We start from the raw sequence: 20,122 nt of genomic DNA, 5'->3' as shown, positions 1-20,122 counted from the left end.
ATATCCCAAGCTGACGAATTTGCCATGTTGCTTCTGATCGGATCGATTGTTGTTTTAGCCAGCGTTCTCGGGGGCTACGTGCTCTCACACGGGGAGCTTGCTGCCCTGTGGCAGCCTTTTGAGTTGGTAATCATCTTCGGCGCTGCTCTTGGCGCCTTCCTGATTGCCAATTCATTCAAAACCATCAAAACAGTCGGCGCCTCGATCAAGACTGTCATTGTCGGTAGTCGTTTTACTCGACAACTTTACCTGGATCTCCTGACGCTGCTGTACGAGCTCTTCGACAAGTCACGCAAGGCCGGCATCATGTCAATCGAAGCTGATGTCGATGAGCCTAATGAGAGCGATCTATTCAATAAATATCCGTCGATTCAGAGTCAGCCAAAGTTGCGAGACTTCGTTTGCGATTATTTTCGTATCGTCGCCTCTGGCAACATGGCTGCCCATGAGCTGGAAGGCCTGATCGATATGGAAATCACCGCCCGGCAGCATGAACTCGAGAAACCCGGCGATGCAGTTCATGCCATCGCGGATGGCCTGCCCGGTTTTGGTATCGTTGCCGCCGTACTGGGTATTGTCATCACGATGAAGTCGCTTGGCGGTCCGCCTGCCGAGCTGGGCCTGCACGTCGCTGCTGCCCTGGTGGGAACCTTCATAGGTATCCTGGCGGCCTATGGCTTCGTTGGGCCACTTTCAAGCGCCATTCATCACCTGGCCGATGCCGAAATAAAGGCCTATGAATGCACGAAAATGAGTATTCTGGCCTTCCTGGGCGGGCAGGCGCCCCAGATAGCGATTGAATTTGGCAGAAAGACGCTCGATTCAAGTGTTCGTCCCAGCTTCCAGGAATTGAATGATCACGTAAAAGCCAGATGAAGCAGCTGAACCAGCCCCAGCCGATTATCGTTCGGCGCATCGTCAAGAAGGGCAAGCCGCACGGGGGCGCCTGGAAAGTCGCTTTCGCCGATTTTGCCGTGGCGATGATGGCTTTCTTTCTGGTGCTATGGCTGAGTGAATCGGCGTCGCCAGAACAGAAGGAGGCGATATCCAGCTACTTTGAAGACCCCATCGGCTTCACCGAAGGCGGCAGTCCATCAGTGATCGACCTCGGCGGGGCAGTATCGATTCAGGTGGTAGATGATCCCGATGCCATTCCTATCAGCCAACCCGAAATCAAGCTCGAAGAACGTCAGGCTCAGGACATCGTGGATCAGGTGGAGCATCGCAAGCTGTATTCATTGATGAACGTGATTCTGGAGCAGATTGAGCGGAGCCCCACGCTACGGGAGTACAAGGATCAGCTGAAGCTCGACATCACGGACGAGGGCTTGCGTATCCAGATCGTCGATAAGCAAGGCAGGCCGATGTTCGACACGGGTTCGGCTGAATTGAAGGAATACTCACGCGAGATCATCAATGAGCTGGCTCCGACCATTTCGCGGGTCGATAACCGCCTGGTCGTTTCGGGGCATACCGATGCCAGACCATTTCCTGGTTTTGCAGGCTACTCGAACTGGGAGCTGTCGTCGGATAGAGCCAATGCGGCTCGCAGAGCGCTAGTGGAAGGGGGCTTGCCTGAAGACCATATTTCCCGCGTAGTCGGTCTGGCATCTTCATCGCTGTACGACAGCACCGAACCCTACAATCCGATCAATCGTCGCATCACGATCCTGGTGCTCAACAGGCGGGCAGCACTCATCATGGAGGATGCTGAACAGGTGACGCCGGGCAGGGACCAGATCCTGCCGAAGGCGTCCCCACCGGTTCCCCCTCCAGTTGCCAAACCCAGTGGGGCTGCTGGTGGATCAGGCAGTGCCGCCGCGAGATCCACGGACGATATCCTGCAGCGACTGGACGGCCGTGGCCTGACTCAGGACCGGGAAGAGCAGCCCGCCCGTCCGGCACCAAGCAAACCCGTACCTGCCGAACCAGCTCCGGACAGTCTGGCCTGGTAGTCTGGGGACAACTGTTATTCAGGCTTCAGGCCGGATCTCGAACATGTCGAGCGAATCCGCGGTCGCACGGTAACTGTCCCAGCGCCGCGGATCGATGTGGCCGTCCTCCAGCGCCTTGAGAATTGCGCAATCCGGCTCGTGAGTATGGCTGCAGTCGCTGAACCGGCACTGGCCGAGGAAGGGCCGAAACTCGATGAAGCCATGCGTAAGATCGGTCTGTTCCAGGTGCCAGAGGCCAAATTCCCGCACACCTGGCGAATCGATCAGAAACCCTTCTCCAGCTCTGAGACGGTACAGCCTTGCGGCAGTAGTTGTATGCCGACCCTTTATGACCGCTTCCGACAGCGCACCGATGGCAATTTCACTAGCCTCTTCATCGTCTATCAGCAGCTTGGCCAACGCACTTTTGCCAACCCCGGACTGGCCGCAGAGAATGGCAGTTGTGCCATCGAGCAACGCAAGCAGTTCAGCCGTACCTGTTTTGGACTTTGCGGACACGAGAATGCAATCGTAGCCAAGCGAGGTATAGAGCTCGCGCATCTCGTGCACTCGTGAAGATGGATCATCGGCTACAAGATCCGCCTTGTTGAAAATGATCAGTGGCGCGGCACCAGAGAGCTCAGCAGCCACGATATAGCGGTCAGTGAGGTTGAAGTGCGGCTCTGGCAGCGGTGCGACGACGACGCAGATTCTGTCGACATTCGCGGCGACTGGCTTCAGGCGGCCGAATTTGTCTGGCCTGGATAGCAGACTGCGCCGCTCCATAAGCGCACTGACGACCCCGGTGAGTTTTTCGCTGGCGGGCTTGCGTTCCACCTGGAAAACCACCCGGTCTCCAGCCACTACTGGCGGGAGATTGCTGCGGGCGTGGCAGCGGTACATGCGTGCGATGTCGAGCACCGGGTGTGCCACGCCATCGGCATCGGACTCAAGTTCCGCGACCAATAACTTCTGACCATGGTTACTGACGATAAGCCCTTCGCGTGGCGGCTCGAGACTATCGTCACTCACCCTGTCGCCCTTGCTTTGCAAGGCACCATGTTGCTGCTGACGCCCTTCGATGCGGCGCTTCTGCTGTACTGTCAGTCTACGTTTGGCCAAATCACACTCCGGGGGCAGCAATTGTGACAGGATTATCAAGCGGGTTGGCATTCCTGTCGATTGCAGCCACTATAACTCAATCAATGAAGGCGGGCGTGAAAACCGCCTGATGTGTTCAGACGGTCAATCGTACAAATCAGGGGCAAGGTATGGCAATGGATCAGGCAGCGCAGGGCAAGAGCGGTGAAAAGCTGTTGGTATGGATAGATCTCGAGATGACGGGACTGGACCCGGCTCGGGACCGCATCATCGAAATGGCTGCCATCGTGACCAATTCACAACTTGAGATCATAGAGGAAAGCGAAGTCCTGGTCGTGCATCAGAGCGACGCCGTGCTCGATGGCATGGATGAGTGGTGCCAACGCACGCACGGTCAGAACGGTTTGACAGAGCGTGTTCGCAACAGTCGTCTCACTGAGACTGCGGCAGAACAGGCCATGATCGAGTTCATTTCGCGTCACGTTGCTAAAGGTGGCTCACCCATGTGTGGGAACAGTATCTGTCAGGACAGGCGCTTTCTGGCGAATTACATGCCGGCCCTGGAAGATTATTTTCATTATCGCAATCTCGATGTCAGTACGCTCAAGGAGCTTGCAGGCCGTTGGCGTCCTGACATTCTCAAGGGCTTCAGCAAACGCAACACCCATGCCGCCCTTGATGACATTCGTGAGTCGATCGCCGAGCTGGCCTGGTACCGGGATCACTTCATCAAGATGGAGCCTGCTGGCTGAGCGCCCAGCGCACATGTTCACGGACTACCGCTGACTCATGATCCAGGCGCGTCTCCAAAGCGCGTCGGATGGCATCCTTGTCGGCCATCGGCGCCGCTTTACCGAGTACGCCACGTCCGGCCAGGGCATTGCCAAGGCCAATCGCGAGGTTCCTCAGCCAGCTTTCATAGCCTGTTCGTCTAATGGCTGAACCTTCGGTCTGCTTGAGAAAGGTTTCCTCGGTCCAGTTAAAAAGCTCTACCATCTTCCTGTCGCTGATCTGCTGACGCGGATGAAAATCCGCCTCTTCGGTGAAATGGGCAAATTTGTTCCAGGGACAGATGGCCTGACAGTCGTCACAGCCAAACACCCGGTTGCCCATTAGCGGACGTAACGCTTCGTCGATACTGCCGCGATGTTCGATAGTGAGATAGGAAATGCAGCGACGGGCATCGAGTACGCCTGGCTCAGGAAAGGCCGAGGTCGGGCAGACATCAAGACACGCCCGGCAGCTGCCACAGTGCTGGTCGGTAAAGGGCTTGTCGGCGGGTAAGGGCAGGCTAGTGAACAGCTCGCCCAGGAAAAAATGTGAGCCGGCAGCCGGATTGATCAGCATGGTATTCTTGCCGATCCAGCCGAGGCCTGCCTGTTGGGCAACACCACGTTCCAGCACGGGCGCGCTGTCCACAAACGGCCGCATGTCGTAGTCGCCAGCGAAATCACGTACTCGATCGGCGAGCTTCTTCAGGCGTGAGCGCATCAGCTTGTGATAGTCGCGCCCGAGAGCATAGCTTGCCACATAGGCGGTTTCACCGTCGTCGAGTGCGGGAGGCAGCCCTTTCTTCGCCCGCTTCGCAGGCCAGAAGTCCATCCTGACCGAAATGATACTGGCCGCATTTTCAAACAGCGTCTCTGGCGCCGCCCGTAGCGATGCACGTTCCGCCATGTAGGACATCTGCCCGTGATAGCCCTTGTCGAGCCAGCGTTGCAAGGCTTCAGGGTGGTCGCCAAGCTGTATGCCGGAAACACCAAGCTGTTGAAAACCCAGCTCATTGGCCCAGATATCAAGTTTTCTGCGGAGTTCACGCATAATCAGAGGATCAGCGGACGGTGCTTCGCGAAGATCGGTCATCTGGTTGTATTCTGTACTTTCTGCTGGGCTTTGTTATGCTTTACAGAAGCATAGCGGTTTATATTCATGTTATTTCTGATTGATGAAGGTGGTATTGGGCATCCTGTGAGCATCCATGAGAATCTATAGTCGGGCAAATTCGGCTGGTCGAACGTTCACCCAGCCGCTACCAGTGTACGGAATCGCGCAGCTGCGCGAAATCGATGCCCGTTTGTGCGAGCAACACGGTGACTTCGCGCTGATGCAAATGGCGGCGAGAGCCGCTTTTCGGCTGCTTCGTAAGCGCTGGCCAGATTGCAAGCGCCTGAGCATTGTAGTCGGTGGTGGCAATAATGGTGGCGACGGATTGGTCATGGCCCGACTGGCTTTGCAGCATGGCATCGCAGTACAGCTGGTTTATGGCCTTGATGTCAGCAGCCTCGAGGCAGTGCATGCCGAATTGAACGATCGTAGCGAAGCCTTTCGCGAACTTCGCGCCAATGTCGATGCGGATGGTGCGGTGGCTGAGTTCGAGGAGTGTCTGTTCAAAGAGGGAGCAAGACTCGAGCTGAGTGGAGACCTCGTCGTCGATGCATTGTACGGTATCGGCCTCCAGGGCGAGCTCAGATTCCCTGGCCCGGATCTTATCCGGCTCATCAATGAGAGTGCCAAACCGGTGTTTGCCGTCGATTGTCCCTCGGGTCTCGACTGCGAGCTTGGTGCTGTGATGGACACGGCTGTTCGCGCTGATCTCACTTGCACATTCATTGCATTGAAGAAGGGCCTGTTAACTCACCAGGCCGCCGAGTTTGTTGGTGAGTTGCAGCTCGAGCCACTTGGCTTTGAAGCCGAGACTGCAGCTGATGCTACAGACTATATGCTTATCGGAAGAAAACAGGCCCTGCAGTTTCTGCCTGCGCGTTCACCGGTCTCTCACAAAGGTAATTTCGGCAAGGTTCTCTGTGCCGGTGGCGACGAGGGCATGGGGGGCGCCATTCTACTAACAGCCGAAAGCTGCTCGCGTGGCGGTGCCGGCGTGGTCATGAGTGCGACACGCAGCGCCCACGTGACCGCCGGCTTGAGCCGTTCACCCGAAATAATGTGGCGTGGGGTGGAGAATCGCTCAGCGCTATGCAAGATGCTCGAGGCCGCCAGCTGTATAGCCATTGGGCCTGGGCTGGGGCGGGAGCCATGGGGGCAGATGTGCTGGCAAACCGTTCTCAGCGCCGTTCAGGAGAGGCAGTTGCCCTGTGTGATCGATGCCGATGGCCTGAACCAGCTGGCAAAGCAGCCATGTGAACTCGGTCCCAGGGTCTGTCTCACGCCGCACCCTGGAGAAGCGGCCACACTTATGAATGCGCTTTACCCCGACGACAATTCGACAGCGGCATCAATCAACGCAGACAGATTCGAATCAGTGGTTCGACTGTGTCAGGGCTATGGGTGCTGTGTCCTGCTCAAAGGTGCGGGCGGCCTGGTAGCCTGGCCCGAATCATCAGACTCGGGAGATCGGCGTACCAAAGTGGCTGTGGTGGCATCTGCACATCCAGCGCTGGCTAGCGGTGGTATGGGCGACGTTCTCACCGGCCTGCTCGCGGCACAGTTGGCGCAGGGTCTGCCTGCCTGGCAAGCCGCGGTGCGCGCGTTGCATCTGCAACTCGAAGCCGTCGAGACGCTACAGGCCCACACTCAGGAGCCTGCCGTGACGGCAGCGCGCGTGGTGCAGGCGCTATGAAAGTGATTATCGATACTATTTCCGCGCTTGATCAGTTTGCTGCAGTCTGCGCGGCGAAGCTGCAGCTGGTCATGAACCAGACCGGACTTGTGACCGTCTATCTCAAGGGAGACCTTGGCAGTGGCAAGACCACTTTTTCCCAGCATCTGCTCAAGCACTTTGGCTTCGCTGGGAATGTGAAGAGCCCCACCTATACGCTCGTGGAAACCTACGAGCTCGCCACCCTCAGCGTGAACCATTTCGATCTGTATCGCCTGGATGATCCTGAGGAGCTCGAGTACATGGGTATCAGGGACTACTTTGCTGTGCCAGACCAGGAACCCGCTCAGGGCCTGCGGCGGGCCTTACTGAATGTCGTCGAATGGCCGGAACGAGGGCAGGAGGTACTGCCATCTCCGGATATTAGCCTCTGCTTCAGTTTCGATGGCCATCGTCGCACTGTTACACTGGACGAGGCGGCTGATACACTGACGCAGGATATTGCACAAACCTTACAGGAAAACACTGATGTCGCCATTCAATAGGCATGCCGGCCGCGTAAAGCACGGCCCTGGACGCATGTCGAACCGGTGTCTGATCATACTGTTTTCGTTCATTCTCGCTGCGACCAGTGCGTCTGCGTCTGCGGCTGAGGTCGAAAACATCAGGATATGGGCTGGCAGCAGCGCCTCCCGAATTGTCCTTGATCTTGATTCTTCAACTGTACATAACGTTTTTGAGCTACAGAAGCCAAACCGGCTGGTCATTGATCTGGCCAATGCCCGTCTGAAAGTCGACCCTGACAAGCTCGACTTCTCGGGTACGCCGATCTCCAGCTTGCGCAGTGCCGTGAGGAGCAACAAGGACCTGCGCATCGTGCTCGAACTGAACCACACTGCGAACGCGCGCAGCTTTGTGCTGGGCCCGGAGGGCGAGTTTGGTCACCGGCTGGTCATTGATATTCCGCGAGATGCAGGTGCCGAAAAGACAGCGACACGTGAGAGCCGCGCCCAGACCACTGTAGCCAGGCAGGGTGGGCTTGGCCAGAGCTCCACTACAGCGGCCGCGCTGGAGGCGCCTGGGCTCGAAAAACGGGATATCGTCGTTGTCATCGATCCTGGGCACGGCGGCAAGGACCCCGGCGCGATTGGCGCGCGAAACGTGCGCGAGAAGGATGTAGTTCTGAAAATTTCGCGTGAGCTGCAGCGGCTTCTCAATGATCAACCCGGGTACACAGCGCAGCTTACGAGAAGTGATGACACCTTCATTCCGCTACGTACCCGCACTGAAATCGCCAGAAAGTATAATGCGGACATTCTCATTTCAGTTCACGCAGACGCTTTCAACGATCGTCGTGCACACGGTGCTTCGGTTTATGCACTCTCGAAGAGCGGGGCCACGAGTGAGACGGCACGCTGGCTGGCTGCGAAAGAAAACTCAAGCGATCTCATCGGTGGAACCGGTAGCGTCACGCTTGGCGACAAGGATGCCGTACTGGCCAGCGTACTGCTGGATCTTTCCATGACTGCCAGCATGAAGGCCAGCGTTCATGCTGGTGGCAACATACTCAAGTCACTCGGTTCCTTCGCAAAACTGCACAAGCGGAGCGTCGAGCAGGCTGGTTTTGTGGTGCTGAAAAATCCTGATATCCCTTCGTTGCTCGTCGAAACCGGCTTCATTTCAAATCCTGCGGAGTCGGGACGATTGAACACACCGGCCTATCAGCAGAAGATAGCGGCTGCGATCGCCAAGGGTGTTCATGACTATTTCTGGTCGACACCGCCACCAGGCAGTCTGTTGGCCTATCAGAAGAACCCGGCCGCTTTCATTGCAGCAGAACGGGCGCGGGAAACAGAAAGTCTGGTTTCAGGTCGATCGGATCGCGCAGCGGTATCGATTACCCGGACAATCCGGCAGGGTGACACGCTCAGCCGGATCGCAGTGGAAACCAATAGCAGTATCGAGGAGCTGATGCGCCTCAACAAGCTCAATAGTTCCCGCCTGCTGGTGGGGCAGGTTCTGCAAATTCCGTCGTCGTGATGATGGCGTCGCCAACGGCGGTCATTGGGCCGCCCGTCTGTCGCCGCTATCCTTGCTAACCACCTGTTCATGATTTTACGACTCACCGCTCCGGGCCTTCGTCTGCTCTGTGTCTATATTCAGTGTAGAGACAGGCCGAGCCATTTCACATAAATGGAACTAGACTAAACCACATGAGAGACAACTTTCCCCGGGCTGTACCGAGCCTGCCTAAGTTCAGCATGCTTCGCCGTTTATGCCATGGCGTGGGCCTCACGGCCGCGCTTCTGGCCGTGCAGACCTTCAATACAGCGATTGCGGCAGAACGCTTCAGCTACCAGATCAAGTCGGGCGATACGCTTGCCAAGGCACTCAATGCCGCGGGTATGAACGGTCAGCAGGCCTATAAGGTTAACCAGGCCCTCGCGCAGCATCTCGATCTGAAGACGATAAAGCCAGGTCAGGTTGTCCAGGTTGAGAGAAATCTCGAGGGCGTCAACGATTCAAGCTCGTTCAGGGTGCTGCTGGATCTCGGTTTCGGTGGCATGGCCGAGGCGACGCTGGTGAACGATGTGACGGTATCCCAGTTTGCCCAGTTGGTCCCCCAGATACGCACCGTGTCTGTAGAATTCACTGTGTCCGGCAGTGTCATCGACTCGGCTGTGGAGGCAGGTGTCTCTCCGGAAGTTATCCTCGAGCTTTCCGAGACGCTCGAGGCCCATGTTGATTTCAAACGTGATTTTGCTGGGGGCGAAGAAATCAGTCTCCGGTATGAAGAAGCCATTTACACCTACGATGGTCAGCGGAAGCGAATTCCTCGGGCAATCAATGCCGCAAGCGTGCAGACCAGCAAGGGCCTGTTTGAAGTCAATCGGATTGGCGAGGGGAGTGAGCAGAAGCTGGTTATCAGCAAGAATGGTAAAATCGTGCTTTCACTTCTGCTGCCCGTGCATGATGCACGGCTGTCTTCAGCCTTCGGGCGTCGGAAACACCCAGTGCTCGCCGGCTGGATGATGCATAAGGGCGTCGACTTTGCCGCCAATCGCGGTGATGCTGTTTTTGCAGTGGCCGGCGGCAAGGTCACCCGGGCGGGCCGTGAAGGCGGCTTTGGCAGGGTCGTTCGGATTGAACATGCTGGTGGCATGGAGACCATTTACGCTCACCTGTCCAAAATCAGTGCCGGCCTGAAGCCGGGCAGTCGTGTTCGGCAGGGTGACAAGGTTGGCGAAGTCGGCCGCAGTGGGCTCGCCACCAGTACCAATCTTCATTTTGAAATTCGCAATGGAAAGGAATCGCTCGACCCGCTGAAGGCGACAACCTTGCGGCGCCTCGATAATACGCCAGCTGTCGCAGCTCAGGAGTAAGTCGGCCAGTTAGCTTGACCCGTTTAAGCGGACGGGTATTCGGCGGTGATATCTCCTGCTGAAATCACCGTATATCTCCTCAGGTAATTCAGTTGGCTATCAAGGCCAGAACCGCAAGAGGAGAAGTTAATGGCTAATCAGGCGACCAAGGAAACAGAAATCAAGAGTGCCGTGAACCGTGATGACCGCAAGGCACTGAGCAAGCGCCTTGGCGAAGTTCTCGCCACTTCGTACGTGCTGTATCACAAGATTCACGCCTATCACTGGAACGTGGTAGGCCCGCTCTTCTATGCCGTTCACAAACTAACGGACGAGCAGTATCAGGATATCGCAGCTGCCATCGATGAGATCGCAGAGCGGGTCAGGGCCCTGGGTTTTCCGACACCGGTTGGTCTGACCAGCTACATGCAAAACAGCGTGGTCGAGGATGTGTCTGGCTTACCGAGTGCGGAAGACATGATCAAGGAGCTAGCTGCTGATCACCACAAGCTTTCGGAGCAGATGCGCAAGGCAGTTGAAGAGGCCGACAAGCACGACGACGTATTCACGGCTGATCTTCTGACGTCGCGAATAGGCGCGCACGAAGAAGCTGCCTGGATGCTAACCAGCCTTCTGAGTAAGTAACACAGCGTCGGTCCGGTCTGCGTTCCACTCGCAGACCGGTATCACTGCGCCGCTAGCGTCAGAAGGGCCAATACCACTTCTTGTCGTCTTTTTCCGAAGCGGCCAGAGAGCGCTCATATTCAGCTACTTCCTTGTCCAGTTTACGCAGGGCCTTGTCGGCCTCCACCCGCTTGGTAGGGCTGCCGGCAGCAAAGGGCTTGTACCAGGGTGCTGGACGCCAGTGGCCCTCCGCCTTAAGCTCTTCCAGCTCCTCTTCGCGCTGCGCCATCAGTTGCTGACGCTCTTTTGCGAAAGAATCCTGAATATTCAGCTGCACGATTGACCTCGGCGCATCAATCTTGCCGAGCGGTGGCTTGTTGGTAATCAAGCGAGTGTCGACGATCTCCTCGAAAGCGACTTCGCCACTCACCAGTTGTAGGTCACCTTCACCGAGGAGACTGTCTGGTGGCAGGTCAGGATTTCTCTTCGAAGGCTTGTCGATTTCCGAGTATCTGAAGTAGTACACCTTACCAGCTTCCACTTCGAACTCGGCATCCACAGGCTTACTCAGCGCGAAGTCGCCAATACCTTCAAATCCCAGCAGCAATCCTATCGGTCGCCGAACGGTGACCCGGCGGACGCCTGGAGCCATCTCCAGCCAGGTGAAGCCGCTACCACGCATGCTGAAGTAGCGCCGATCGTCGATAAATATGGATGGTGCGTCGATTTCCTCGAGCGACCAGCGACTGGCCGGCCGATAGAAATAAACCATGGCATTTTTGCGGCTGTCCCAATCGGTGTCAGGGATGTGCACGAATTGCGGGCCGTCGACAGCGACAAGGAATGTGCCGGCATGTTTTTCGAAAGCCAGATAGATAGTGGGGCAGCCACTCAGAAGCGAACACGCCAGAACGAGCGTTGTAATGCGCAGGACGGAAACGATACGGCGACTGGAAGGCGTTGTTGTTGTAGACCCTGCGCGGGTGAAATCAGCTGCAACCATCAAATGATCAGTTATCCGCATGTACTTGTGAATCTGGTGACCTGCAGTCGCTGCAATGTGCAGCAGAGCGGCAGGTCAGGCTCGCCATCTTACGATGATCCATGCAAAAAAACTTGCACTGGGGCAAAGTTTTGCAGATCGTTATGGGAAATTCCCGAGAATCTTTCCTTGCACGCATCAATCCTTCATCGCGTAAAACCTTTGCTATGTCTTCAATAAAACAGCTCAGTGTCGTTCTTGCCAACCAGATTGCCGCTGGCGAAGTCGTCGAGCGGCCAGCATCCGTAGTCAAGGAGCTGGTCGAAAATGCACTGGATGCCGGCGCGCGACAAGTCACAGTGGATATTGAGGATGGTGGCATCCGGCTCATACAGGTGAGCGACGACGGTATCGGCATGTCCCGCGAAGACCTGCCGATGGCACTTCTACCGCACGCTACCAGCAAAATTGCCGAGCTCTCGGATCTCGAGGCTGTGGCGACATTGGGGTTCAGGGGGGAAGCGCTGGCGAGTATCAGTTCGGTCGCGCGGACCACATTGACTTCGAAGACCGACGAGGGTGACATTGCATGGTGTCTTACAGCAGGCAGTGCAGAGCCTCGCCCCGCCTCGCGTGCCAGGGGTACGACGGTCGAGATCAGGGATCTGTTCTATAACACGCCGGCTCGCCGGAAATTTCTGCGCACCGAGAAGACCGAGTTCGGACACATCGATGAAGCACTTCGGCAACAGGCCCTGTCACGTCCGCTGATTGGCTTTGAACTGAAGCATAATGGCAAGACGCAATTTTCGGTCAGAGCCGCTAACTGTGACGATACGCGACGCCGCAGGCTCAGCCAGCTTTGTAATGAGGAGTTCGTCGAGAGTGCCTTGAACATCGACGAGTACGGCTCAGGCCTGTCACTGCGTGGGTGGGTGGCGAAGCCGACGTTTTCCCGCAGCCGTGCTGACTTACAGTATTTCTTCGTCAATGGTCGGGTGGTCCGGGATCGGCTGGTCAGTCATGCGATTCGCCAGGCTTACCGCGATGTGCTATTTCACGGCAGACATCCGGCCTATGTACTTTACCTGGAGCTGGATCCATCTGCGGTCGACGTAAACGTGCATCCCACGAAGCACGAGGTACGCTTCCGGGAAACCAGGATGATCCACGACTTCCTGTTTCGTAGTTTGCATCGAGCGCTGGCAGAGACCAGGGCAGGCCTGAGCGCAGAGTCCACCGGCGATGAAGCGGGCATTGACGAAGATTCGAGCCGGGCGGGTGAAGCTGGGCCGGATTATCGATCTGCCCAGCCACAGGCTACGGTGAGGTCGGAAATATTCAAGCCCAGCCAGTCGCTGTTCGGTCAACCATCGCAGTCGGCGTACAACTCCTCGACCGACAGCCCGGGTCGGTTCATAGCCGAGCCGGCTCCTGCTGGACGACCGGCTGAGTGGCTGGAGCTTTATCAGAATCTGCGCACACCCACCGAGGTGAGTTCGTCGCTTGAGTCATCTTATGCCGCTCATGAAAGCCTGCCGCTCGGTATGGCGCTGGCTCAGGTGCACGGTGTATTCATCCTTGCACAGAATTCGCGAGGCCTGGTGATCGTAGACATGCATGCGGCACATGAGCGAATCATTTATGAGGGGCTCAAGCAGAAAGCTGATGCTCAGGTCGAATTGCCCCGACAAGCGCTGTTGGTGCCGTTTTCGCTGCGACTCTCCAGTCTTGAAGTTGCTGCCCTTGATGAATTTAGAAGCGAGCTCGAAGCGTTCGGACTGGTGTATACACTGGCTTCTGCCGAGAGCATTGTGCTGCGGGAAGTACCGGCGGTTCTTCGTCGAGGCAATCATGAGAAACTGCTCAGAGGCCTCGCCGATGATCTGGTGCAGTATCAGCAAAGCAGCCGGATTGAAGCTCTTCGGGATCGACTGCTGTCCACGATGGCCTGTCATGGCTCGGTCAGAGCGAACCGCAGGCTTACGCTGGACGAAATGAACGCATTGTTGCGCAGCATGGAGGCGACCGAACGCAGCGGCCAATGCAACCATGGTAGACCCACATGGGTGCAGCTAAGCATGAACGCACTGGATAACCTGTTCTTGCGCGGTCAGTAGCCATCCCCTTGGCCTAGGCTATTACCATGATGTAATGGCAGCAGCCAGGGGAGGAATCTATGCCATTATTGACCTGCTAATAGCTCGCTCCAGGAAAGAATATGGCAAAGCAGTGGGCCATCGCGCTCTTCATCACGCTTCTCGCAGGCGCAGCAATTTTCGGATTCCAAACCCTCTACCACCAGGATGAAGCTGAAACCAGGCGCGAGAAGCAGCCGCGTGTGGTCAATGTCGTATCACCGGTATTGGCCTCAGTCAGTGATCGAGTCACTGCGGTCGGCACACTCAGATCACGCCAGCAGATTGAGCTGACCAGTGAAGTCAGCGGCCGCATTGTCGAGCTTAACTTCGAGCCAGGTCAGCAGGTCCAAAAAGTCCAACTGCTTGTTCGTTTGAGCGATCGGCAGGCGAAGGCAGATCTTCAGGTCGCCGATGCTACGCTTGAAGATGCAAGACGACAGTACCAGCGCGCCAGCAGATTGCGCAGCAACAACAGTATTTCTCAGTCTCAGCTGGATGCGCTCCGAACCCAGCTCGAAGTCGCAGAGGCACAGCAGGTGGCTGCCTCGACCAGACTCGCCGATCATCGAATAGAGGCGCCTTTCGCGGGTACGGTGGGTCTCCGCGACCTCAGCGTAGGCGCCTATCTCAACATCGGTGACTCAGTCGCCACCCTCGATGCCACAGGACCCATGGAGCTGAATTTCTCGGTGCCCGAGCGTTTTCTGGGGGCAGTGAGTCAGGGGCAGGCGCTTTCGGCCACAAGCGCTGCCTTTCCCGATGAGACTTTCAGAGGGACGCTTGCAGAATTAGGCTCGCGTCTGGATGAGCTGAGCCGGACACTGCCGGTCAAGGCACTGATCGATAATCCTGATGGACGTCTGAAGCCGGGCTTGTTCATGTCGGTAAGCCTCATCCTGCGCGAACGCGACAGTCTGGTGATTCCGGAGCAGGCTGTATTAGTGCAGGGGCGGCATGCCTACGTGTTTGTGGTAGAAGGCAATAAGGCGACACGCACTCGGGTCGTGCTGGGATCTCGAGAGCCTGGCCAGGTGGAGGTCGCAAGCGGACTGTCAACAGGTCATCAGGTGGTCGTGACTGGCCAGGATCGTCTCAGTAGCGGCGATCTCGTGACGATTCAGGTCGACGAGAACGCACTCGTTGTAGATAAACATGCCGTTCGGCCCGCCAGGCAGGGCGGAGTTACGGCCTCGGGTAGTGCGCTGTGATCCTGTCCGATGTTTCGATAAAACGTCCGGTATTTGCCACCGTTATCAGTCTGCTTATTGTCGTGTTCGGCGTCGCGGCCCTGCGTGGGCTGCCCGTCCGTGAATATCCTGACATCGATCCACCAGTTGTTTCTGTCGCGACTGACTATATTGGTGCTGCAGCTGAAGTCGTAGACACGCAGATAACTCAGGTCATAGAAGGTGCGATCAGTGGAATAGAAGGCATCAAATCGGTCGAGTCGAGTACCGAGCAGGGCGAGTCGCGGACGAACATCGAATTCAACACTGCGCGTGATATCGACGTAGCGGCAAACGATGTGCGAGACGCAGTTTCCCGAATTTTGGCTGAGCTTCCAGAGGCTGCGGATCCACCGGTCGTCAGCAAATCCGACTCCGATGCGCGGCCCATGATGTGGGTCACCCTGCAAAGCGATGTCTGGGACAGTGCAGAGCTGAGTGATTATGCTGAGCGCGTACTGGTGGACCGGCTTTCCGTGCTCGATGGCGTTGCCGACGTGACCATCGGTGGTCAGCGACGCTACGCGATCAGAATATGGCTCAACCGCGAGCGCCTGGCCGCACGCAACATCACGGTCTCGGAGGTCGAACAGGCACTTCGAACCAATAATATCGAACTCCCGGCTGGCTCTATCGAGTCTACTGCCCGTGATTTCACTGTCCGTGCAGAAGGCCGTCTCGCTACCGTTGAAGAATTCCGTGATCTGGTTATTCGTCGCTCTGGCAATCAGTTGCTTAGGCTAGGTGAGGTCGCAGATGTGAAGTTGGGTGTTGAGTCTGACACCAGCCGGCTAAGGGCGAATACGAGAACAGCCATTGGCCTCGGCATCATCCGCCAGTCGAAATCAAACACCGTCGCCGTGTCCGATCTTGTGAGTGCGGAGCTCGAAAAGATCCGCCTCACCTTGCCGCCCGAAGTCTCTGTTGCAGAGAATTACGATGAGTCAGTCTTCATACGTGCTTCAATAAAGGAAGTGCTTGTGACGCTCGGGATTTCCGTTGCGCTCGTCATCCTGGTCATATTCATCTTTCTGCGCTCCTGGCGAGCCACGCTCATACCCGCCGTCACAATTCCCGTCAGTATTATTGGGGCCTTCATCGGCCTTGGGAGTCTTGGTTTTTCTATCAATGTGCTCACGCTACTCGCAATTATTCTGGCGATAGGTCTGGTGGTCGATGACGCCATCGTCATGCTCGAAAATATACAGCGGCGGATCGATGAGGGGGAGCCGCCACTGCTGGCGGCCTTCAAAGGCGCCCGTGAAGTCGCTTTTGCCGTGGTGGCGACGACGCTCACGCTAGTGGCGGTATTCGTGCCGATCTCCTTCATGGGGGGCAATGTGGGCCGGCTTTTCAGTGAGTTTGGCTTTACGCTTGCGGCAGCTGTGGTGGTCTCCAGTCTGGTGGCGCTCACACTGGCACCGATGCTGTGCTCCAAGTGGCTGCGCCATAGCCCCGAAAGCGCCGAGGGACACCGAGTGTGGGCTTTCAGTGAAAGCGTGTTTGCCGGAATGAATCGCGGCTATGAACGCGCGCTCAAATTTTCGTTGCGTCAGCCGGGGCTCACGCTTGGGCTGGGAATGGTGGGGCTGCTGCTGAGTGTAGTCATCTTCCCGATGATTCCGCAGGAACTGGCGCCGACGGAAGATCGCGGCATCATCATCATGCCGGCCAGCGCACCGCGGGGCGCTACGGTCGACTACACAGATCATCACGTCAAAAAGGTCGAAGAGATACTCGCGCCTTACCAGCAGGCAGGGCTTACCGAGAGCCTGCTCACCATAGTCGGTTTCCGTGAAGAGGCAGACCGGGGCTTTATCATCATGCGACTGAAGCCGTGGGAAGAGCGCGATACCAAGCAGCAGGCTATTGCAGCAGAGTTATTCGGCAAGCTGTCGTCGGTGCCGGGCGTCAGGGCGGTCGCAGTCAACCCTCCCGGCCTGGGGCAGCGCGGGTTCAACCAGCCGCTGGAAATTGTCTTGGGCGGCCCGGATTACGAGAGTGTGCAGCGTTGGAGTGATGAACTTCTTCGGCTGGCAAAAGACAATCCGGGCCTGCAGAATCTCGAAAGCGATTTCGAGTTGACCAGGCCGGAGCTCCGCGTGAACATCGATCGCGAACGCGCAGCAGACCTGGATATCACCATTCAGGATGTTGGGCTGACGCTGCAGACCATGCTTGCCTCACGGAAGGTGACGACCTATTCCTCGGGTGGTCGGGAGTACAATGTCATCATGCAGGCAGCTGATGCTGATCGGGCCTCACCCAGTGATCTTGGAGAAATATTCGTGCGTCCGCGAGAAGGCGGTCAGCTGATTCCCCTGCAGGCCCTGGTCGATGTGACTGAGGTGGGCGCCAATCCCGATCTGCGCAGGGTCGATCGGCTGCCGGCAGTGGTGATCAGCGGATCACTCGCACCGGGCTATGACCTCGGCTCCGCACTGGACTACTTTCAACAGCTCGCGATCGATGAGCTGCCGCCTGAGGCGAGAATATCCTTCAAGGGCCTGAGCCGGGAATTCGCTGACTCATCCTCGTCGATCTATCTCACTTTCGGTCTGGCATTCCTCATTGTCTTCCTGGTGCTGGCGGCTCAGTTCGAGAGCTGGATCCACCCTATGATCATCATGCTATCAGTGCCGCTGGCGGTGACCGGAGCGCTTATCGCTCTGCTGTTATCCGGTATCACAATGAACCTCTACAGCCAGATCGGTATCATCATGCTGCTTGGACTTATGGCAAAGAACGGCATCCTGATCGTTGAGTTCGCCAATCAGCTGCGCGACCGTGGGCGCACGATATCTGAAGCCATCCTCGAAGGCAGTATTCTGCGCTTCAGGCCGATCCTGATGACCACCATATCCACAGTTATCGGCGCTGTGCCGCTGGTATTGGCAACCGGCGCCGGGGCCGAAAGCCGCGCTGCCATAGGTGTGGTGGTCTTGGGCGGTCTGCTGTTTGCCACAACCCTCACGCTGTTCATTATTCCTGTCCTCTATAGTCTGCTCGCCCGGTTTACGACATCCACCAATGCTGTAGAAGCTGCGCTGATACGCGAAGCTGAAGTGCATGGCGAGAGGGACATAATAATCACTGGGAAGGCTTGAGCGAATAACTGTTGAAAATGAGAATCATTATCACCTAATATGAATGTTCGATCCCAGTTGACCATTCGTACATCAGGAGAGACCATGGTTTTTATTTGCAGCTCGCACCAGCGATCAATCGCAGCACTTAGCAGTTCAGATCGGTCACGGCTCTGGAGTGAATGGATGGATATGGCTGAACTCAATAGCCGCTGCTGTCTCTGGCGCGATGCGGTGCCATTGGCGGGTTGCGCTGCTGACGTGGCCTTGCTGGAAGCCAGGCTGCAGGCCTCGCGTCTGTTTGCTGCCGGCTCGTCCTCCATGGACCCGGGCAGGCCGTTTGCCAGGGCACTCGCCATGTATATCGTCGCCTCTATCACGCTCTGGGAAGCCTACGACCAGATGAAACTCACTGAAAAAGCCAAAGCCATTGCTGCTGGTGTGGCGCTGGAATTGAAACGCCTGCTTGCGGTTTGGGTGTTTCTGCCTGTCGATTTCACGAGCTGCCTGTTAGCCTATTTCGAGCGCGAAACTACGAAACAGGCGCTGGATCAGAAAAGTGAAGGTGAAGTCGAGGGTGCCGATGTGTTCAGGGATGACAGCGCGATGAAATCTTTTCTGCTGAGGCAGGCCGAACTTGCATGTCTGCTGAGCCCGCTGTCGAACCGGATCTCTATGATGTATCTCGCCGAACAGTCAGTTCCAACGCAGCGTCTGCCATGTTGATGTTTCTATGAAGCCACGGGCCGTAGTGATCATGGGGCCCACGGCGTCAGGCAAGACCTGGCTGGCCTGCGAACTTGCGATGAGATATCCGGTTCACATCATCAGTGCCGATTCAGTGATGATATATCGAGGCATGGATATCGGCTCAGCCAAACCCGATCGAGGAGAGCTCGAACGCTTTCCCCATGCACTAATCGATATCAGGGATCCTGCAGAGGCTTACTCAGCGGCAGAGTTTCGCAGGGACGCGATCGCTGAGATCGAGGCGGCTGTGGGTCGGGGACAGGTCCCCGTGATCGTGGGCGGCACCAGTCTCTATTTCAAGCGCCTACTGGATGGTATGGCTGACATGCCTGCCTCCACGCCTGAAGTCAGAGCAGGCATACAGGCCGAGGCTGAACGTGTGGGCTGGCCAGCGATGTATGAACAACTCCGCAGCATCGACCCAGTCGCCTGCCAGTCGATCCATCCAAATAACCTGCAGCGGTTGAGCAGAGCGCTCGAGGTTCATGCGATTTCCGGCAGGCCGATTTCCGATCACTGGGAGGCCCAGGCCTCGGATGGGACCTCGGGCGAGGTGCGTCTTGCCGATGGACAGCTTGTCAGCTTTCTCCAGTTCGGTATCATGCCGAGCGATCGTGCATGGCTTCACGAACAGATCGCACTACGTTTCGACCTGATGCTTGATGCTGGCCTGATTGAAGAAGTGAAGGTGCTGCTCGATCGGGGTGATCTGCATGACGATATGCCAAGTGTGCGCGCAGTTGGTTACGCGCAGGTCTGGGAGTTTCTCAATGGCCACTGCTCCCACGCAGAGATGAGGGCGCGAGGCATTGCTGCAACGCGCCAGTTGGCGAAGCGTCAGATGACTTGGCTTCGTCGATGGCCGGGTCTGCAGGTGCTTGAAGCCGGCCCTGCGGCAGATCAGCGGGAGTCCATGCTGCAGTCGACGCTGTCACAGGTGGCCGATTTTCTGCAGAAATGAAGTTAACGGTGGTTTAACATGCCAGCAGAGCGAATCTTCTGAGAATCTGCGATAATATCAGGCTATACTGCGGTCGAAGCTTTGATAAGGTAACCTTTTGTTGCCAATCCCCAATAATTGATAACTAGAATGCCAGGAGAATAGATATGTCGAAAGGGCAGTCACTACAAGACCCTTACCTTAATGCGCTGCGAAAGGAACGTATTCCTGTATCAATCTTTCTCGTAAACGGCATCAAACTGCAGGGACAGATCGAGAGCTTTGATCAATTTGTCATATTGCTGAAGAACACCGTCAGCCAGATGGTGTACAAGCACGCCATTTCGACAGTCGTGCCATCGCGCAACGTTAAAATTACCCATCCAGGCGAAGGCGAAGCTGAGCCTGGCAACGCCTGAG

The 20,122-nt window shown here is 56.7% G+C and carries 17 protein-coding genes; 14 read left to right on the top strand and 3 right to left on the bottom strand.

The features are described 5' to 3' along the window. The first annotated feature begins 24 nt into the window (after window positions 1-24). Window positions 25-876, top strand: coding sequence for a flagellar motor stator protein MotA (motA, locus tag ACH3PB_RS12010; protein WP_416395130.1), 852 nt, complete (start codon window positions 25-27; stop codon window positions 874-876). Further along, the gene (gene motB / locus ACH3PB_RS12005) at window positions 873-1,955 is read left to right on the top strand and encodes a flagellar motor protein MotB (RefSeq protein WP_416395128.1); all 1,083 of its coding nucleotides are present in this window, start codon (window positions 873-875) and stop codon (window positions 1,953-1,955) included. The genes motA and motB overlap by 4 nt, the downstream gene beginning before the upstream one ends. A gap of 18 nt (window positions 1,956-1,973) precedes the next feature. Here the strand turns inward: motB and rsgA are convergent, their stop codons facing one another. Further along, entirely contained in the window at window positions 1,974-3,056 is a 1,083-nt protein-coding gene (rsgA, locus tag ACH3PB_RS12000) for a small ribosomal subunit biogenesis GTPase RsgA (RefSeq protein ID WP_416395127.1), read from the bottom strand. A 149-nt stretch (window positions 3,057-3,205) separates the two neighbouring features. On the opposite strand from rsgA, the gene orn reads away from it, so the two are divergent. Then, on the top strand, window positions 3,206-3,787 hold the full coding sequence (orn, locus tag ACH3PB_RS11995; protein ID WP_416395125.1) for an oligoribonuclease: 582 nt from the start codon (window positions 3,206-3,208) through the stop codon (window positions 3,785-3,787). Here orn and queG read toward each other — a convergent pair. Continuing rightward, window positions 3,765-4,898, bottom strand: a complete 1,134-nt coding sequence (gene queG, locus ACH3PB_RS11990; protein ID WP_416395123.1) for a tRNA epoxyqueuosine(34) reductase QueG — start codon at window positions 4,896-4,898, stop codon at window positions 3,765-3,767. The two genes, orn and queG, sit on opposite strands and share 23 nt — an antisense overlap. 115 nt (window positions 4,899-5,013) lie before the next feature. Between queG and ACH3PB_RS11985 the strand changes: the two genes are divergently transcribed. From ACH3PB_RS11985 to ACH3PB_RS11965, 5 genes are all read left to right on the top strand, one after another. Further along, the gene (locus ACH3PB_RS11985) at window positions 5,014-6,612 is read left to right on the top strand and encodes an NAD(P)H-hydrate dehydratase (protein WP_416395121.1); all 1,599 of its coding nucleotides are present in this window, start codon (window positions 5,014-5,016) and stop codon (window positions 6,610-6,612) included. Beyond that, window positions 6,609-7,136 carry a tRNA (adenosine(37)-N6)-threonylcarbamoyltransferase complex ATPase subunit type 1 TsaE gene (gene tsaE / locus ACH3PB_RS11980; protein ID WP_416395120.1) on the top strand — a complete coding sequence of 176 codons (528 nt, stop codon included), beginning with the start codon at window positions 6,609-6,611 and terminating at the stop codon, window positions 7,134-7,136. Before ACH3PB_RS11985 ends, tsaE begins: the two co-directional genes overlap by 4 nt. Next, entirely contained in the window at window positions 7,120-8,631 is a 1,512-nt protein-coding gene (locus ACH3PB_RS11975; protein WP_416395118.1) for an N-acetylmuramoyl-L-alanine amidase, read from the top strand. Before tsaE ends, ACH3PB_RS11975 begins: the two co-directional genes overlap by 17 nt. Before the next feature lie 173 nt (window positions 8,632-8,804). Then, window positions 8,805-9,974: a M23 family metallopeptidase gene (locus ACH3PB_RS11970; protein WP_416395116.1), complete on the top strand. Its 1,170-nt coding sequence runs from the start codon at window positions 8,805-8,807 to the stop codon at window positions 9,972-9,974. Window positions 9,975-10,103: 129 nt separating this feature from the next. Then, entirely contained in the window at window positions 10,104-10,598 is a 495-nt protein-coding gene (locus tag ACH3PB_RS11965; RefSeq protein ID WP_416395114.1) for a Dps family protein, read from the top strand. A gap of 58 nt (window positions 10,599-10,656) precedes the next feature. On the opposite strand, the gene ACH3PB_RS11960 is transcribed toward ACH3PB_RS11965, so the two are convergent. Continuing rightward, window positions 10,657-11,580: a DUF2846 domain-containing protein gene (locus tag ACH3PB_RS11960; RefSeq protein WP_416395113.1), complete on the bottom strand. Its 924-nt coding sequence runs from the start codon at window positions 11,578-11,580 to the stop codon at window positions 10,657-10,659. 206 nt (window positions 11,581-11,786) lie between these two features. On the opposite strand from ACH3PB_RS11960, the gene mutL reads away from it, so the two are divergent. From mutL to hfq, 6 genes are all read left to right on the top strand, one after another. After that, window positions 11,787-13,679, top strand: coding sequence for a DNA mismatch repair endonuclease MutL (gene mutL / locus ACH3PB_RS11955; RefSeq protein WP_416395111.1), 1,893 nt, complete (start codon window positions 11,787-11,789; stop codon window positions 13,677-13,679). Window positions 13,680-13,780: 101 nt separating this feature from the next. Beyond that, window positions 13,781-14,908 carry an efflux RND transporter periplasmic adaptor subunit gene (locus ACH3PB_RS11950; RefSeq protein ID WP_416395109.1) on the top strand — a complete coding sequence of 376 codons (1,128 nt, stop codon included), beginning with the start codon at window positions 13,781-13,783 and terminating at the stop codon, window positions 14,906-14,908. Beyond that, window positions 14,905-18,033, top strand: a complete 3,129-nt coding sequence (locus tag ACH3PB_RS11945; protein WP_416395107.1) for an efflux RND transporter permease subunit — start codon at window positions 14,905-14,907, stop codon at window positions 18,031-18,033. Before ACH3PB_RS11950 ends, ACH3PB_RS11945 begins: the two co-directional genes overlap by 4 nt. A gap of 171 nt (window positions 18,034-18,204) precedes the next feature. Then, window positions 18,205-18,738, top strand: a complete 534-nt coding sequence (locus ACH3PB_RS11940) for a hypothetical protein (protein ID WP_416395105.1) — start codon at window positions 18,205-18,207, stop codon at window positions 18,736-18,738. A gap of 7 nt (window positions 18,739-18,745) precedes the next feature. Continuing rightward, window positions 18,746-19,723, top strand: coding sequence for a tRNA (adenosine(37)-N6)-dimethylallyltransferase MiaA (gene miaA, locus ACH3PB_RS11935; protein ID WP_416395103.1), 978 nt, complete (start codon window positions 18,746-18,748; stop codon window positions 19,721-19,723). 146 nt (window positions 19,724-19,869) lie between these two features. Further along, window positions 19,870-20,121, top strand: coding sequence for an RNA chaperone Hfq (gene hfq, locus ACH3PB_RS11930; RefSeq protein WP_344802765.1), 252 nt, complete (start codon window positions 19,870-19,872; stop codon window positions 20,119-20,121). Window position 20,122: the final 1 nt, after the last annotated feature.

The organism is Allohahella sp. A8 (assembly GCF_047946665.1).
Taxonomy (GTDB): Bacteria; Pseudomonadota; Gammaproteobacteria; order Pseudomonadales; family Oleiphilaceae; genus Allohahella.
This window is presented reverse-complemented; position numbering and strand designations above follow the sequence as displayed.

Coding starts and splice junctions, on each gene's coding strand:
- motA (WP_416395130.1), top strand. CDS start 25: ATGTTGCTTCTGATCGGATCGATTGTTGTTTTAGCCAGCGTTCTCGGG.
- motB (WP_416395128.1), top strand. CDS start 873: ATGAAGCAGCTGAACCAGCCCCAGCCGATTATCGTTCGGCGCATCGTC.
- orn (WP_416395125.1), top strand. CDS start 3,206: ATGGCAATGGATCAGGCAGCGCAGGGCAAGAGCGGTGAAAAGCTGTTG.
- queG (WP_416395123.1), bottom strand. CDS start 4,898: ATGACCGATCTTCGCGAAGCACCGTCCGCTGATCCTCTGATTATGCGT.
- ACH3PB_RS11985 (WP_416395121.1), top strand. CDS start 5,014: ATGAGAATCTATAGTCGGGCAAATTCGGCTGGTCGAACGTTCACCCAG.
- tsaE (WP_416395120.1), top strand. CDS start 6,609: ATGAAAGTGATTATCGATACTATTTCCGCGCTTGATCAGTTTGCTGCA.
- ACH3PB_RS11975 (WP_416395118.1), top strand. CDS start 7,120: ATGTCGCCATTCAATAGGCATGCCGGCCGCGTAAAGCACGGCCCTGGA.
- ACH3PB_RS11970 (WP_416395116.1), top strand. CDS start 8,805: ATGAGAGACAACTTTCCCCGGGCTGTACCGAGCCTGCCTAAGTTCAGC.
- ACH3PB_RS11965 (WP_416395114.1), top strand. CDS start 10,104: ATGGCTAATCAGGCGACCAAGGAAACAGAAATCAAGAGTGCCGTGAAC.
- ACH3PB_RS11960 (WP_416395113.1), bottom strand. CDS start 11,580: ATGGTTGCAGCTGATTTCACCCGCGCAGGGTCTACAACAACAACGCCT.
- mutL (WP_416395111.1), top strand. CDS start 11,787: ATGTCTTCAATAAAACAGCTCAGTGTCGTTCTTGCCAACCAGATTGCC.
- ACH3PB_RS11950 (WP_416395109.1), top strand. CDS start 13,781: ATGGCAAAGCAGTGGGCCATCGCGCTCTTCATCACGCTTCTCGCAGGC.
- ACH3PB_RS11940 (WP_416395105.1), top strand. CDS start 18,205: ATGGCTGAACTCAATAGCCGCTGCTGTCTCTGGCGCGATGCGGTGCCA.
- miaA (WP_416395103.1), top strand. CDS start 18,746: ATGAAGCCACGGGCCGTAGTGATCATGGGGCCCACGGCGTCAGGCAAG.
- hfq (WP_344802765.1), top strand. CDS start 19,870: ATGTCGAAAGGGCAGTCACTACAAGACCCTTACCTTAATGCGCTGCGA.